This is a genomic window from Clostridium hydrogeniformans DSM 21757, assembly GCF_000686705.1.
GTDB classification, from domain to species: domain Bacteria; phylum Bacillota; class Clostridia; order Clostridiales; family Clostridiaceae; genus Clostridium_Z; species Clostridium_Z hydrogeniformans.
The window spans coordinates 1-15,736 of sequence record NZ_JMLJ01000008.1 but is presented as its reverse complement, the minus strand read 5'-3'; the positions used below and the strand labels follow the sequence as shown (position 1 = coordinate 15,736).

At 29.5% G+C, this 15,736-nt stretch carries 11 protein-coding genes and 4 tRNA genes; 1 reads left to right on the top strand and 14 read right to left on the bottom strand.

Annotated elements, in window-relative coordinates:
* Positions 1 to 169: 169 nt before the first annotated feature.
* Complete coding sequence (locus BR69_RS0105310) at positions 170 to 2,161, bottom strand: fructose-bisphosphatase class III (protein ID WP_027632252.1); 1,992 nt, start codon at positions 2,159 to 2,161, stop codon at positions 170 to 172.
* 407 nt (positions 2,162 to 2,568) lie between these two features.
* The gene (gene yedF, locus BR69_RS0105305; RefSeq protein ID WP_027632251.1) at positions 2,569 to 3,144 is read right to left on the bottom strand and encodes a sulfurtransferase-like selenium metabolism protein YedF; all 576 of its coding nucleotides are present in this window, start codon (positions 3,142 to 3,144) and stop codon (positions 2,569 to 2,571) included.
* A gap of 217 nt (positions 3,145 to 3,361) precedes the next feature.
* Here yedF and BR69_RS0105300 point away from each other — a divergent pair, with 217 nt between their 5' ends.
* Positions 3,362 to 5,215 carry an LTA synthase family protein gene (locus BR69_RS0105300; protein WP_034849404.1) on the top strand — a complete coding sequence of 618 codons (1,854 nt, stop codon included), beginning with the start codon at positions 3,362 to 3,364 and terminating at the stop codon, positions 5,213 to 5,215.
* 18 nt (positions 5,216 to 5,233) lie between these two features.
* Here BR69_RS0105300 and BR69_RS0105295 read toward each other — a convergent pair whose 3' ends face one another.
* From BR69_RS0105295 to BR69_RS0105240, 12 genes are all read right to left on the bottom strand, one after another.
* Positions 5,234 to 5,749 carry a hypothetical protein gene (locus BR69_RS0105295; RefSeq protein ID WP_027632249.1) on the bottom strand — a complete coding sequence of 172 codons (516 nt, stop codon included), beginning with the start codon at positions 5,747 to 5,749 and terminating at the stop codon, positions 5,234 to 5,236.
* Between the two features lie 540 nt (positions 5,750 to 6,289).
* On the bottom strand, positions 6,290 to 7,633 hold the full coding sequence (locus tag BR69_RS0105290) for a TldD/PmbA family protein (RefSeq protein WP_027632248.1): 1,344 nt from the start codon (positions 7,631 to 7,633) through the stop codon (positions 6,290 to 6,292).
* An 11-nt stretch (positions 7,634 to 7,644) separates the two neighbouring features.
* A complete protein-coding gene (locus BR69_RS0105285) occupies positions 7,645 to 9,024 on the bottom strand; it encodes a TldD/PmbA family protein (RefSeq protein ID WP_027632247.1) in 1,380 nt (459 codons plus the stop codon).
* A gap of 223 nt (positions 9,025 to 9,247) precedes the next feature.
* On the bottom strand, positions 9,248 to 10,690 hold the full coding sequence (locus BR69_RS0105280; protein WP_027632246.1) for a hypothetical protein: 1,443 nt from the start codon (positions 10,688 to 10,690) through the stop codon (positions 9,248 to 9,250).
* A gap of 12 nt (positions 10,691 to 10,702) precedes the next feature.
* Complete coding sequence (locus BR69_RS0105275) at positions 10,703 to 12,148, bottom strand: sensor histidine kinase (protein WP_027632245.1); 1,446 nt, start codon at positions 12,146 to 12,148, stop codon at positions 10,703 to 10,705.
* 1 nt (position 12,149) lies between these two features.
* Positions 12,150 to 12,833 (bottom strand): response regulator transcription factor, encoded by a 684-nt coding sequence (locus BR69_RS0105270; protein WP_027632244.1) that lies wholly within the window; start codon positions 12,831 to 12,833, stop codon positions 12,150 to 12,152.
* Positions 12,834 to 12,951: 118 nt separating this feature from the next.
* On the bottom strand, positions 12,952 to 13,935 hold the full coding sequence (locus BR69_RS0105265; protein WP_051623505.1) for a polysaccharide deacetylase family protein: 984 nt from the start codon (positions 13,933 to 13,935) through the stop codon (positions 12,952 to 12,954).
* Between the two features lie 144 nt (positions 13,936 to 14,079).
* Positions 14,080 to 14,838 (bottom strand): YdcF family protein, encoded by a 759-nt coding sequence (locus BR69_RS0105260; RefSeq protein ID WP_027632242.1) that lies wholly within the window; start codon positions 14,836 to 14,838, stop codon positions 14,080 to 14,082.
* Positions 14,839 to 15,213: 375 nt separating this feature from the next.
* Positions 15,214 to 15,288: transfer RNA gene (locus tag BR69_RS0105255), tRNA-Asn, on the bottom strand.
* A gap of 9 nt (positions 15,289 to 15,297) precedes the next feature.
* Positions 15,298 to 15,372 (bottom strand) — tRNA-Asn (locus tag BR69_RS0105250).
* A gap of 10 nt (positions 15,373 to 15,382) precedes the next feature.
* Positions 15,383 to 15,457 (bottom strand) — tRNA-Asn (locus BR69_RS0105245).
* A 9-nt stretch (positions 15,458 to 15,466) separates the two neighbouring features.
* Positions 15,467 to 15,541, bottom strand: a tRNA-Asn gene (locus BR69_RS0105240).
* Positions 15,542 to 15,736: the final 195 nt, after the last annotated feature.

The window sequence follows — 15,736 nt, the reverse complement described above, 5'->3', positions numbered from 1 at the left end:
GTAAGTTAATCAGTAAGATTAAGACCCTATAAATCCTTTAAGAATCTTATTTTTTACAAACTCTTTAAGATATCTTATATTATATGAATTTTCTACAGTAATAAAAATAAGGTCCTACTATCCCCACTTAGAGTCTCTTCTCTTTGTGAATATAGTTGAACCTTATTAACTATCTTTTTTCTTTTATAAGTCCTTTTCTATAAGCAGAAAGCAAGAGTTTTAAATCTTTAATCTGCTTTTTAAGCTCGTCTCCCACATCAGTATCTCCCACTCTTTTTCTTTCTACTACCTTTTCTAATATAACCATAGTAGATAGTATATCAGTTTCTTCCTTTATGGCAGTATCTATAGATTTAAAAGGCTCATGACTTACAAGTTGAAGTCCAAAGGAATTATATATTAATGTATATCCTGCCATTCCAGTTTTAGATTGATATGCCCTTGAGAACCCTCCATCTATAACAAGAAGCTTTCCTCCTGCCTTTATTGGACTTTCTCCATTCTTCTTTTCTACTGGTACGTGCCCATTTATTATATGGGTACTGCTCGGATCTAATCCGAAGTCTTCTAACACTAAATTACACATATTTTCATCATCTCTTAGCTTATAATAAGCATTCTTCTCTTCCTTATGACAAGTCTTATCATCTATAAAATATCTTTCAAAAGTAGTCATCTTATCCTTTCCAAAGAGAGGTGAGTTACTGCCTGTCCATAAATACCACATCATATCCATTCCATAAAGCTTTGCCTTAGGATTACTATGATGAAAATATCCTTCTCTTGCATAGGTTTCAAACTCATCTAAAAGAGATCTTCCCTTAAATTCTTTATTTCCTATCTTTATTTTTCTTATGGTACCATCCTCATTTAAAGGTACACACCCATGAAAAAGAAGATTAGAATTATATATAAGGTACATACTCCCTTTAGCAAATAAAAAGGTTATATGTTTCTGTAACTTTTCACTATTTATAAAGGATGACTTTAACTTATCCACTAGATCCTTTTCCTCCTTAGTTAAGGCATATGGATTTTTAGGATCTATTGTTGGGAAGTTAGTATCATTTAACTTATAGGTTTTTCCATATAAATCTATGGTTCCTTTTTCAAAATCTATATTATTAAGTATCATTCTATGAGCCATATTAAACTCTGGTCTTCTTTTTATAATTTCTCCCTCTAGTTTAAATTGTATTACAGCTATAGCCTTATGCATTTTAGAGATTAATTGAATTTCCTTCATAGTATATTCTTTCTCAGTATCAAACTTAGGCTTAAAATTTGTACAAGTATCATTTTTATAAAAATCTAAAGCAAAGGTAGCTAAGGGCAACATATTTATACCATATCCATCTTCTATGGTATCTAAATTAGCATATCTTGCCTGTATTCTCAAAACGTTTGCAATACATACTTCAGACCCTGCTGCCGCCCCCATCCAAAGTATATCATGATTTCCCCATTGTATATCCACAGAGTGATAATCCATTAAGGTATCTAATATTATATGAGCTCCTGGTCCTCTATCATATATATCCCCAAGAACATGAAGTCTATCTATAACAAGTCTTTGAATAAGCTTTGATATGGCTATAATAAATTCTTTTGCCCTATCAATGTTTATTATAGTCTGTATTATTTCATCATAATACTCTTCCTTATCCTCTCTCTCTGGCTGTTCGTGTAATAATTCCTCTATTATATATGAAAAATCCTTAGGTAATGCCTTTCTTACCTTAGATCTTGTATATTTTGATGTAACATGCCTTAAGATTTCTACTAACCTATACAATGTTATTCTATACCAATCATCAATATTATCTTCTTCTTTTAGTATGTGCTCTAATTTTTGTTCTGGATAATATATTAAGGTAGCTAAAGTCTTCTTCTCACAATTTCTTAAAGATATCCCAAATATATCTTCTATCTTTCTTTTAATTACCCCTGATGCATTCTTTAACACATGTATAAAGGGTTCATATTCTCCATGTATATCCGTTAGAAAGTGCTCTGTTCCCTTTGGTAAGTTTAATATTGCTTGAAGATTTATTATCTCAGTACTAGCTGCATCTATAGTAGGATATTGATTAGCTAAAAGATTTAAATACCTTAAATCTGCCTTTATCTCTTCTGCCATTGGCTCATCTAAAAATGCCATTATTATCCCTCCAAAAACTTAACAATAATTATATTTAATCCTATTTTAGTAATTGTGTTATACCATATGATTATTATAATATACTTTTTGCCTTTTATCTACTAATTTTGTTATATTATTATTTTCTTATTCTTATGTTTTACTTTATTATCTTTTTTTTATAAATTAAACCTAATTTTAAAAATAACTTTTTATATGACCTTATAATAAATAAAAGTAGTATTCTTAATTTATATATAGTACTAATTTATACCACATATTTTCAGTATAATCTTTAAAATACGGTTACTAATTATTGAATTTTAAAACTTTATTTTTGAATATAATAAAAAGAGTTGCTATCAATTCAGAAAGTAATTTCTATTTTCATAGCAGCTCTTTTTATTATATTATATAAGTTAATGATATTATAACTTAATTGTATTTTTAGATTTGTTCATCTTTTCTACTATAGTATACATATTAGATATTTCTCCAATGGCTAATTTCTCTTTTATTCCAAAGAAATCTAAACATGTACCGCAGCTTAAGATCTCTACTCCTCTTTCATGTAGTTTTACTATACCTTCAAGACATGGTGAACCTTCTACTGTAAGTTTTACTCCACCATTCATAAAAATTAAGGTTTTAGGTAGATTATCACTTTCACTTAAAGCAAAGAAATAACTCTTCATTAAGGTCTCTCCTAAGGTGTCGTCTCCCTCCCCTAACTTATCAGAACTTACAACAATAGTTAAGTCCTCTGTAAGTTCCATAGGAGCACAATTACACTCTTCCTTACCTATAACTATCTCAAATAAATTATTATCTTCTGTAACCTCATATGTGAATCCATTACTTTCTGTGAATTTTACTATATTATTTTTAGCTACTTCATTATCAACTATAACCTTTGCTTTTCCTTCTTCTATAGAGTCAAAATACTTTTTTGTGTTTATTAAAGGAGTTGGACATTTTAATCCCTTACAATCTATTATATGCATATTTTTCCCACCTTTTTTACATTTATATATTATTTACACCCTTATTATATCATAAATTTTTAATGTGATTATTTATTGTACTAATACTAAACCATCCATCTATCAATTTGTTCAATAAGTTTTTCCTCTTTTAGACTTTCCATGGCAATTTATTTGATTTCCCTTCATATTTATAATATAATTTATTAAGCAAAATTATTAAGTAGAGGATGATAATATGAATTTAAAACCTTACATATCTACGAGAATTAACACATTAGAAAAATCACACATTATAAGAGGAAGCCTTTTTATATTTACACTTTTATCATTAGTAATAAAGTGTGCAATTTACTTAGGATTTACTCTTAATGAGAATGTATATAGTCTAAATTTTTCGTTAGGCTATGGACAAGCATCTTATTTCTTTAAATATTATGGTGCTTTTATTCTATGTTTTATGTGCTTTTATTTTTTATTTAAAAATAAAGGTAAGCTTTGGTACTTAATAGGAATAAATTTTTTCTTAACACTTTTAATCCTAATGGATCTTTGGTATTTTAGAGGATTTAAAACAGTACCATCTTTAACAATAGTAAAACAAACTGCTAACTTAGATAATCTATCTGGCTCTATATTTTCTATGATGGGATTTATAGATTTAATCTTTGTAGTAGATATAGTGATACTTTTAATTCTTTCAATAAAATTAAGGAATTTTTATAAAGAAGGTAAAAGAAAAGTATCTTTATTCTTTCTATGTTTAATTTTAGGAATTTCATACCTTGCATATATTCCTTTTATGACCAATGTACTTAAAAAGGATGTATCAGGTAGCTACATATATGGAATGTATGATCCTAATGACACTGTTAAGTATTTTTCACCTATAGGATACCATGTATTTAATGTATATCAAGTATATAAGGATTCTAAACCTTATAATTTATCTGATAATGAACTTGAAGAAATTAATACTTGGTTTGATAAGAAAAAAGAAGACCTTCCTGACAATGAATATAAGGGAATGTATAAAGGTAAAAATTTAATAGTGATTCAATGGGAATCTCTTGAATCCTTTGTTATAAATCAAAAGATCGATGGTCAAGAGATCACTCCTAACCTTAACAAACTGCTTTCAAAGAGTACTTACTTCCCTCACATAAAGGAACAAGTTAATGAAGGTACAAGTTCAGACTCAGATTTAATGGTAAATACCTCTATGTATCCTTTAAGACAAGGTAGTACATTCTTTGGATATTCAAATAACACCTATAACTCTTTACCTAATCACTTAGAGGCTATGGGGTATTCCACCATAGGTATTCACCCAGATAAAGGACCTTTCTGGAACTGGATGGAAGGATTAAGGGGAATAGGCTTTGATAAGCTAGTAGATTATTATAACTTTAATATAGATGAAACCATAGGTCTTGGTTTAAGCGATGGTTCCTATTTCAAGCAAATAGTACCTATGTTAAAGGAGCAAAAGGATCCTTTCTATTCCTTTATGGTTACTCTAACAAGTCATGGACCTTTTGACTTACCTGAAGAATATAAAAAACTAAATCTATCTAAAGAGTTAGATGAAAACCATCTAGGTGGTTATTTCCAAAGTATAAACTATACAGATACTCAGCTTGGTTTATTCTTAGATTCTTTAGAAAAAGAAGGTATCCTTGACAATTCTGTTGTAGTCATAGAAGGTGACCATACAGGAGTTCACAAATATTATAATGATAAGATAGCTACCTTATCTAATCAAGAAGATTGGTGGAAAGAGGTAACTTGGGATATTCCTCTAATAATATACGATAAAAACGCTACTGAAGGAAAACAATTTGATTTAATTGGTGGACAAGTAGATATAATGCCAACTTTATTGTATCTAATGGGAGTTCCTAGAGAGGACTTTGAGGATTCAACCATGGGTAAGGTTCTTGTAAACTCTAAGAAAAATTATTCAGTTTTAACTAATAGAACTGTAGTTGGAGAATTTACAGAAGAAGAAAAAGAACATGCTATACAAGGCCTTGACCTAGCTGATAAGTTAATAAAGAGTAATTACTTTAAAAATTACTATAAAAAATAAAAAAAATAGACCAAGGGTTTACCTTGGTCTATTTTCTTTATTAATAAATATTAAATCCTTTAAACTTATATTAAGTTCCTTTAAGCCCTTATCTAACTTGTCCTTAGCCTCTCCATAAGTATTGCTATTTTTGCTTATAGAGATAATACTATCCAATGCCCCTAGGTATTTATTATGAATAATTTCACTTTCATTACTATGATCTAAAAGTGCAACCTTATTTCTCTCTTTTTTAAGTTCTTCTATGGACTCTTTTGTGTTCTTATCTTCCTTTATATTATTAACAAGATTGAATACTTTTCCTGTAGTTTTAGATATTTCTTTATAATAAGAATACTCAACCTTGTACCTATTTATTTCATAACTTAAAGGCTTCTTTACTATTAATAGATTATATGCACTAAATCCTACAGTAAATATAAGAAAGACAATTAATATAAACTTTATTAATCCCTTTATAAACTTTACTACTATATACAATAGTAGTAATAAAATAATTATAAGGATTATATTTTCTCCTTGAAGTGCTATCATCTGTTTCCTCCTAACTTATTTTATATAATTATACCATTAATTTCTCTATACAAAACTTAATTATATATTAATTACACCTTATTTGTTTTTTAATTTACCATTTTAAGACTTATTTTAATTGAAGAGTAATTATAAAATTTATAAATTCTCAAATTCTTTAATTAGTTAAAAATATTGACTTATGTCCTTAGCTAATATAAAGTTTTACGATGAGTCCTTAGCCTATTCATTAAAAATTTTCTTCATTTATCTTACTTTAGTCATGTATATAAATTAATTTTAAAACTTAAAATCCTATATAAGGTTTTTGATTAAAAATTTATCTTATTCACTACTTAATCTCTAAGGTTTTAAAGGATTTAAAGTGCACGTATAAGTTAAGAGTCAATCTAAAAACCTATACCTTGGTTTAATATAAAAAAGGATTTACTACCCTATACATACAGTAGTAAACCCTCTCTACTTTAATCTATTAGTCTTATTAAATTATATAATATAAATTTACTCACCTTAATATTCACACTCTAGAGTAACTTAATTTTACTTACCTGCTATAGACAGTTCTCTTACAACTACCGTAGGGCTTCCGAACTTAGAAAAATCAAATTTTAAGTCATCTCCTATAAGTTCTATATCTTTTATTAAACTAAAGAAGTTTCCTGCCACTGTTATTTGTTCTACAGGTCTATCCTTATTTCCATCTTTTATTAAGAATCCACTGGCTGCTAAAGAAAAATCCCCTGTTATTCCATTAGCCCCTGAATGTATTCCATTAAATTCAGTTATAAGTAATCCATCTTTAACTTCTTTAAGAAGATCGTCTTTTGAAACATTACCTTCTTCAATATAACAATTAGATGGAGCTACTGTTACTGATGAAGAATAAGAAGCTCTATAAGCATTTCCTGTGGTTTTAATCCCTGCCTTATTAGCTGTAGATAGATTATGCATAAATGTATTTAGTTTTCCTTCTTTAATTAGATATTTCTTATAGGTTGGAACTCCCTCATCATCAAAAGGTCTTGAGTTAAGTCCATCACTTTTAAGAGGATCATCTACTAGATTTACTATGGTAGATGCTATGGTTTCAGAAAGTTTATCCTTAAGAAGAGATAGTCCCTTTTGAACATCTTCTCCATTAAAAGAATCTATAAAGGCTGAAAGTAGGGATGCCATAGCTCTATTTTCAATTGCTACCCTATATTTACCTGATTCTATGGTATCCCCATTTAATTTACCTAAAACATCCTCTGCAGCACTTTTAGCTATTTCCTTAGAATTTATATCCTTAAGAGTTGATGCGAAAATATACTCGCTTCCATCTCTCATCTCATCACCATCTTTAATTACAGAAGATAAGTAAGCTAAAGCCTTATTAAATCTATAATAAAGGTCTAATCCTTTAGAATTAATTATGCCGCATTCCATATTCTCATCAGTATAAAAGCAGTCTGCTACTTTTATAATTCTTTCATCAGCAGATTTTCCTTCCTTCTCTAACTCTAATGCTAATGCTATTTTTTCACTTACAGCAGTTTTATTTAATTCTTCATCAAAGGATTTTACCTCTTCATAGTTTTCTTTTTCTCCAAATATAAACTCCTTTTCTTCCTTTTCTATAAGCAATGCATTTTCCTTTGACTTTTCCACTAGCATATTTGCTGCCTCTTCATCTAGTATTTCACTAAAGGCATATCCCATATTTTCATTAAATATCCCTCTAAAGCCTACTCCCATAGTAGTATTTACTGAATACTTATCCATCTCTGATTCATATATACTAATTTCAAGGTTATCTTTCTTGCTATAATATATCTCATATTCACTAAATCCTTCTTCTTTTGCCTTAGCAAATACTAATTCTTTAAATTCTCTTAAATTCATAAATACCCCTCCTATCTTCCCCCAACAGTAATCTTTGATACCCTTAATAGTGGTTGTCCTACATTAGTTGGAACGCTACCGCTTTCTGATCCACACATACCTTGTCCATGGTCAAGATTCTTTCCAACCATATCTATATTCATAAGAACTTCTGATCCTTTTCCAATAAGGCTTGCTCCTCTTAAAGGTTCTTGGATTTCTCCATTTTTTATTGAATATCCCTCTAAAACTGCAAAATTAAATTCTCCTGTTATTGGATTTACTGATCCTCCGCCCATTTTCTTTGCATACAAACCATTGTCTATAGATTTTATAATTTCATCATTATCATCATCACCATTATCTATATAAGTATTAGTCATTCTTGAAGTAGGAGCAAATTTGTAGGATTCCCTTCTTGAGTTTCCTGTAGGCTCCATCCCCATTCGTCTTCCATTTAAAGTATCTATCATATAGGATTTTAATATACCATTTTCTATAAGTACATTTCTTCTAGTCTTATTTCCCTCATCATCTATATTTAAAGATCCCCATAAATTTTTCATAGTTCCATCATCAATAGCTGTAACCTTAGAAGATGCTATTTGCTTTCCAAGCTTTCCACAGAATACAGAATTTCCTTTAGCTACAGATGTAGCCTCTAAAGAGTGCCCACAAGCCTCATGGAAGATAACTCCTCCAAATCCATTCTCTATAGCCACTGGCATAACTCCTGCTTCACATGGTCTTGCCTTAAGCATAGTTGTTGCTATTTTACTTGCATTTTTCCCATAACCTTCTACATCCATTTCATTGAAAAACTCAAACCCTTTAAGCATTCCTGGTGCTTCACTTCCTGTTTGATTTTCTACTCCATTAGAGGCTATAGACTGTATAAAAATCCTACTATTTATTCTTCTATCCTCAGTGTATAATCCATTTGAATTAGCTATTAATACCTTTTGATCTTTGTCTAGCATATTCACCATTACCTGTACGATATCATTACTATAAGATTTAGCTGCCCCATAAGCTCTTTTTATTATTTCTATTTTCTTTTTAGTGTTCACTGATGAAGGCACATATAAATATGGATGGATATTAGTATTAACTCTTTCTGTTATATTAACATCAATATCCCCTTTCACCTCTCCTAGAGCAATAGCTGCCTTCTCAGCTGTAAGCAAAAGGCTTGTTAGACTATTATCATTAGTATAGGCATATACACTTTTAAATCCCTTAAATATTCTGATTCCTACCCCATAAATTCTTCCTGAAACTATACTATCAGTTTTCCCATCTGCCATAGATATTCTATTATTTAAAGTGTCTTCCTCAAATATCTCTGCAAAATCTCCTCCTGTACTTAAGGCTCTTCCTAAAACCTTATTAACTATATCCTTTGATAACATATCAATGCCCCCTTTTAAACAATTATGAATTTATTCTATCACCAATAATCTTATTTTTCAATTTTTATAATCTTCAAAACTTATTTTCTGTATAAATACAGAGAAAGTAAAATTTTTTTATTAAAACTAAAGAACACTATGAAATTTCATAGTGTTCTTTACCTCATTAAATACTTATGCTTTTTCCTTTAGCAATAGTCATATTATTTTATTAATATATTAACTATTTAATTTCCGTTCCAAGAGATTTAGCCTTAGCTTCCCATCTTGATACATAGGTTCCTGAAGCCCATTCTGCCATTACTACTGTTTCATTTGGATTTAACTTCAATGAAATCTCAGGTTCTCCCTCTATTTCATTATTTACAACATTAAATCCATATAAGTTATCCTTAGTTAAAATTATAATCATTCTATTATTAGGCGAAGTATAGGCATCCACAGCATCTGGAAATCTTGATTTTATATAGCTCCAGGGGATATATAAATCATCATAAGCTACCATAACCTTAGGTGGAAGCATATTTATATCAAAGGTTCTCCATCCTACATTACTATCAATGCCTCCCTTTAATCTCCATCTCCCATTTCTTCTATCTAAAGCAAAATAGCTTTCATCAATTTTTACTTCATCCCTATTTATCTCTGGATTATTTCTAATATATTTTTCAACCTCATTAGAAAACATAGTCTTTCCAATATCACCTTCAATATATGATAGCCTAATACCTTGACTTATGCTGGTATTATCTATTGGAATTACTTCATAGTATTGTCTTTTTACTCCATTTTTCTCATTTTCCTTTATAACCTCTGTGGATATATAATTATTCCCAACAAATAATATATTTCTTTTTACCGTTTCATACCCATTAAATACTTTTACACCCTTTTTAGAATTACTATTTAGTGAAGAAGACACTATAGTGTCTTTCTTAGCTCCATCCACAAGTAAATTCTCTACTTTAACACTAGAAAATCCATTAATTCTTGGAACTAAAAGATTATCAATATTATACATAGGTCCAAAATAATTTTCATATTGAGATATCCAAAGAGTCCTATACTTAAATTCATTTTTTTCATCCAGTGACTTTAACCCTAAAAATACTCCTGAATCCTTAAGTTTTGTACTTGGACTACCTTTTATAGCAAATTCTGATTTTGTACCTGATGAAATCTCCTTAGGATCAACATCTACCTCTTTTGATATTCTTTTTAAATAATAAAATGTATCCTCTACATATATTATAGCTTTATCCTCTTTTAATTTAATAACTTCATAGAAATTTTTTTCCTCAGAGGTAATCTGAACCACATCGCCCTCTAAATCTTCATCTAAAAAGTCACTAATATTATACTGATGAAATAAATAATTTTTTATGTTTGTATACTTAGTCTTATAATTAGGTTCATTTATATACTCATTATTAAAGGAGGCAAAATCATTGTTAAAATATGCCTTTTTTCCTACAACATTTTTGTGCTTATCTACTTCTTTTTGTCTAGTTTTATAGTCTGTAACCTCCCAAGTACCAACAATAGAAATATCTCCATCCTTGGGAGGGGTTATTTTATTATCTGGCTGGCTATTATTTGTTTCAACACAAGATACAAGGCTTAGGCTAATTAAAAACATAAAAAATACTAATAAATACTTCTTCATAATCATCTCCTACTACCTGTCATAGGGCAACATAATTATAACTTTTGTTCCTTCTTTTATCTTACTCTCTATAATAAACTTACCATTATGTAACTTAATAATCTCATCACATATTGAAAGCCCAATACCATTCTTAGACTTACTGCTTTTTCCTTTGTAAAATTTCTCCTTAACTTTTGGAAGATCCGCTTCACTTATTCCACAACCTGAATCTAAAACTGTAATTTCTAAATAGTCCTCTGTGGATTTAGCTCTTAATGTCACACTACCACCTTTATCAGTAAACTTTAAAGCATTATCTATAATATTTATAAGAACTTGCTTTATTCTGTTAACATCTAGATTAATATCCCTAGTATTTTCTTCTACTTTCAAGGTGAATTTTATCCCTTCCCTATCTGCTCTTGCATTCATATGATTCTTTACATAGTTTAAAATATCATTCACATTAACACTCTTTTTGCTAAGTACTATTTGCCCTGACACAAACTTGGAAAAATCCAAAAGCTCTTCAACCATTCCACTAAGCCTATCGCACTCTTGTTCTATTATATTAAGTCCATCCTTAACCATGTTCTTGTCAATATCATCATACTGAAGGGTTATTGCCCATCCCTTAATTGATGTAAGAGGGGTTCTTAGTTCATGAGATACATTGGATATAAAATCATTTTTCAGCTGTTCTTTTTTTAATATTTCACTAGCCATATAATTTAAGGTATCAGATAGCTTACCTATTTCATCATCATTTACCTTTATACTTCTAGCTTTATAATCTCCCATAGCCATTTTCTCAGCTGCAATAGTTACTCCCTCTATAGGCTGTATTATGCTATTAGCTAAAATCATAGTTACAAAACTTGAGGCTAAAACTACAAATAATCCAATAAATACAAAGACCATAGATATACTATAAATAGATTTGTTAACTTCCTCTAAAGATGTTATAAATCTTATTGCCCCTACTACCTGGTTTTTTGTCTTCAAAGGATAGGAAACAGCCATTACCTTTGAATTATTATAAGTAAAAATTTGTTTTATTAAATTATAGTCCTCACTATCTTTTAATACCTTTTCGCCTTTCCATACCCCTTTACCACCTAAAATAGCTTTTTTAATATCCTCTGGCTCCTCTTCCTTTGAATTAAGCCCTGAAGAATCCATAAGAAGCTTTCCTTCTTTATTCCAAATCTGTACTTGTGCTTCTGTTTGTTTCCAAAATACATCCACATCGCCTATAATATTTTCTTCTAAAGATACATTAGAAAAATATCTTGAATATATTTCTGAAGATATTTTTATTTGGTTTGTTAATAAGTCTTCTATGTTTTTATAATAATAATGTTTAACAAAATTTATTATTAAAAGTTCTAGAAGTAATACACTAATTATTACCACCAAAAGAAAGTTTCTAACTACCTTATATTTTATACTCTTACTTGTTAGATTTTTTTTCATTTTAAACTCTCCATCTATATCCTGTTCCCCAAACAGTTTCAATATACTTAGGATTTGATGAATCATCTTCTATTTTCGATCTTAATCTTCTAATGTTAACATCTACTATCTTAGGATCACCAACAAAATCGTATCCCCATACTAAGTTTAAAAGTTCATCACGGCTAAATGCCTTTCCTGGATTTTCTATAAACATCCTAAATAGCATATACTCTTTAGGTGTAACTTCTATCTGATTTTCTTTTTTAAATAGTTTTTGAGAATATAAATCTAAAATAAATGGGCCTGACTCAATGATATCCTTATTAACTACTAGTTTATCCTCCATTCTCCTTAGAAGTGCTTTTACCCTTAATATAAGTTCTACTGGATTAAATGGTTTTACTAGATAATCATCTGCTCCAAATTCAAGTCCCATAATCTTATCCATATCTTGCCCTTTAGCTGTAAGCATAATTATACCCATATTAGGCATGTTTTTTCTAAGCTCTTCACATACATTAAACCCATCAATACCTGGGAGCATAACATCTAATATAGCAATTTGTGGCTTCTCCACACTGGCAAGCCTTAATCCTTCTTCTCCACTACCTGCTTCTATAACTTTAAAATCCTGTCTTTCAAAATTTATTTTAAGAAATCCTCTTATACTACTCTCATCTTCAACTAAAAGTATTGTTGTCACTGACTATCCCTCCCTATATAACTTACTTTATTATTATAAATAAAGAGTGTTAAATTTGTCTCATATATTTTTGAGATTAAAACTTAACACCTCTTGTTCATCTATAAAAATAGATTTTTTATTTTATTGACCTAAACTCATAGCCTTCGCCTTTTAAAAAGTCAATTATTTGTGGAAGCGCCTCTGCTGTACCTTCTTTTCCATAGGTATCATGCATTAATATTATAGCTTTATCATGTCCCTTTACTGTCTTTTTCGCTCTCTCTAACAATTCTCCTGCTCCTCTTTTTTTCCCCTCTGCATCTCCATTTAATGCATTCCAATCTATACTAACAATATTCTTCTCAGAAAGTTTTTGATCAAAAGCATTTAAGTTAGGATCCTTGTAGTGCTTTCTTGACATATATCCTCCTGGCATTCTCATAACTCTTGTATTAAAGTCATCTCCTAATATTTTTTTAATAGCCTCATTGGTTTTATTAAATTCATCCATATAAGCATCTATATTAATATGATTCCCTGGATAAAGAGTTTTATAGTTATGAGTATAGCTATGATTTGCTAGGGCATGTCCTTCATTAAAAGCTCTTTTCACTAAATCTTCATGCTTTTTATTATCAACGGCATTACCAACTAAGAAAAATGTAGCCTTTACATCTTTTTCCTTTAAGGTATCAAGTATTTTAGGAGTAACTGTAGTAGATGGACCATCATCAAAGGTTAAAAAGGCTATCTTCTTATCATCCTTTTCTCCCTTTCCCTCTATCATACTCTTTACTTTTTCAGCCTCTATAGCATATTTATCTCCCTCGGGATTAACATTTTTATTTTTCAATAAGGGTTTATCTTCTTTATTTTCTTCCTTAGAATCCTTTTTATTTTCATTTTCTTTAGGGTCACTTTTCTTTTCATCTTCCTTAGATGCTTGTACATTAACATTTTGTGAATTTTTCTTATTTTCTTTATTTATAATATACTGGGCAAATAGTATTCCTCCAGCAATAACCACTAAAACAGAGAGAGTAATAAGGAATCTTTTTTTTCTCTTTTTTCTTATTCTCTTTTTTCTTAAATCACTACTTCTCATAATATCTTTTCTCATTGTTTAATCCCACCATTTCTATTCTATTCTGTAAAATTATAAGCTCAATTAAATTATAATTTACCATGGAAATCTTAAGATTACAAAGCAATTACAATACTCTTATAATAATCTTAAGAAAAAGTTTAAATATAATTAAAATCCTTATTTGTCAAAAACAAATGATTTTACTAAAGCAAAAAACTCTCTAAAGAAATAATTAGGTGCTAGAAGCCAATGAGTTCTACTAGTATATAATGTAATATTTTTATATCCTAACCTTTCTGCTAAAATCTTAGCTCTCAATCCGTGATAATTACTGGTTATTATTTTCACCTTGTAATTATCTATACTATTATTGGAGTATTTCTCTATAATCTCTTTAGAATATCTTAAGTTTTCATAAGTATTTCTAGATTTCTCTTCAATAATTATTCTATCTTCATTTATTCCATTATCCACTAAATACCTTTTCATAGCCAAAGATTCACTTATACTTTCTCCTGGTCCTTTACCACCTGATAATATAACTTTATCCTTATCTCCATACTTTTTTAAATACTCTAAAGTAGTGTCCATTCTTTCTTTAAGGCTTAAGGTCATATTTTCCCCTTTTAGTCCTGCACCTAATACTATTAAATAATCACTTGAAGATTTGTCTCTTTTAATAGAAGTTATTACTATAAAACCTTGTACTAAAATAAAAATTATTATTCCTAAAAAAATAATTGATTCTATTACCTTTATTATTCTAAAAAAATAGTTATGGCTTTCAATAGTTTTATAGAAAATTCCATATAGTAAAAATATCACTCCAATGAAAGGAAACACTTTACTAAAGGCCACTTGTCCCATAACTGATGTCAAAATAATATAATATAGTATACATATAACCCCTGATACTAAATATATATTTCTCTTCATATCCTTCCCCCTTAAACAATACCTAATAATTTATAGTACACTCTATCTGTTTTAAAATAAAGTTTAAAACAGATATCTTATCTTATATTTATCTCATTGAAATTATTACCTTTTATTCACTGATTTATTGTATTGTAGAATTTAAGTATGACATCGGTGATTATTTCCAAATTTAACTAGACCAAACTTTTAAGTTAAAATATATACTATTTTATATATTATAACTCACTCACTTACGCTATGCATAGATTTCCTATATTTTTATCCTATTAAATTTTAAACAATATTTTTTATAATAAATTATCAATTATATACTTTTATAAGTATCTTTAAATGCAAAAAAACCACAAGATAATCTTGTAGTAAAATTCTAATTGGCTCCGCAGAGAGGATTCGAACCTCCAACCTATCGGTTAACAGCCGAGTGCTCCACCATTGAGCTACTGCGGAATATTAAATTGGCTCCGCGGAAAGGATTTGAACCTTCAACCTATCGGTTAACAGCCGAGTGCTCCACCATTGAGCTACCGCGGAATATTGAATTTGGCTCCGCAGAGAGGATTCGAACCTCCAACCTATCGGTTAACAGCCGAGTGCTCCACCATTGAGCTACTGCGGAATATTAAATTGGCTCCGCGGAGAGGATTTGAACCTTCAACCTATCGGTTAACAGCCGAGTGCTCCACCATTGAGCTACTGCGGAATATTCATTCAACTTACATTTTATATTATATAAGCTACTTTTTTTCATGTCAATACTTTTTTAAAAGATTTTATATAAAGATTTAACTCTACATTCTTCTTAGGTATTGCATAATAAAAATGGTGGGACTAAATGGACTCGAACCATCGACCTCACGCTTATCAGGCGTGCGCTCTAACCACCTGAGCTATAGTC

What these genes read in the sequence shown, in the direction of transcription:
- BR69_RS0105295 (WP_027632249.1), bottom strand. Translation starts at nt 5,749, where the DNA reads ATGATAGCACTTCAAGGAGAAAATATAATCCTTATAATTATTTTATTA.
- BR69_RS0105290 (WP_027632248.1), bottom strand. Translation starts at nt 7,633, where the DNA reads ATGAATTTAAGAGAATTTAAAGAATTAGTATTTGCTAAGGCAAAAGAA.
- BR69_RS0105275 (WP_027632245.1), bottom strand. Translation starts at nt 12,148, where the DNA reads ATGAAAAAAAATCTAACAAGTAAGAGTATAAAATATAAGGTAGTTAGA.
- yedF (WP_027632251.1), bottom strand. Translation starts at nt 3,144, where the DNA reads ATGCATATAATAGATTGTAAGGGATTAAAATGTCCAACTCCTTTAATA.
- BR69_RS0105260 (WP_027632242.1), bottom strand. Translation starts at nt 14,838, where the DNA reads ATGAAGAGAAATATATATTTAGTATCAGGGGTTATATGTATACTATAT.
- BR69_RS0105310 (WP_027632252.1), bottom strand. Translation starts at nt 2,161, where the DNA reads ATGGCATTTTTAGATGAGCCAATGGCAGAAGAGATAAAGGCAGATTTA.
- BR69_RS0105285 (WP_027632247.1), bottom strand. Translation starts at nt 9,024, where the DNA reads ATGTTATCAAAGGATATAGTTAATAAGGTTTTAGGAAGAGCCTTAAGT.
- BR69_RS0105300 (WP_034849404.1), top strand. Translation starts at nt 3,362, where the DNA reads ATGAATTTAAAACCTTACATATCTACGAGAATTAACACATTAGAAAAA.
- BR69_RS0105280 (WP_027632246.1), bottom strand. Translation starts at nt 10,690, where the DNA reads ATGAAGAAGTATTTATTAGTATTTTTTATGTTTTTAATTAGCCTAAGC.
- BR69_RS0105265 (WP_051623505.1), bottom strand. Translation starts at nt 13,935, where the DNA reads ATGAGAAAAGATATTATGAGAAGTAGTGATTTAAGAAAAAAGAGAATA.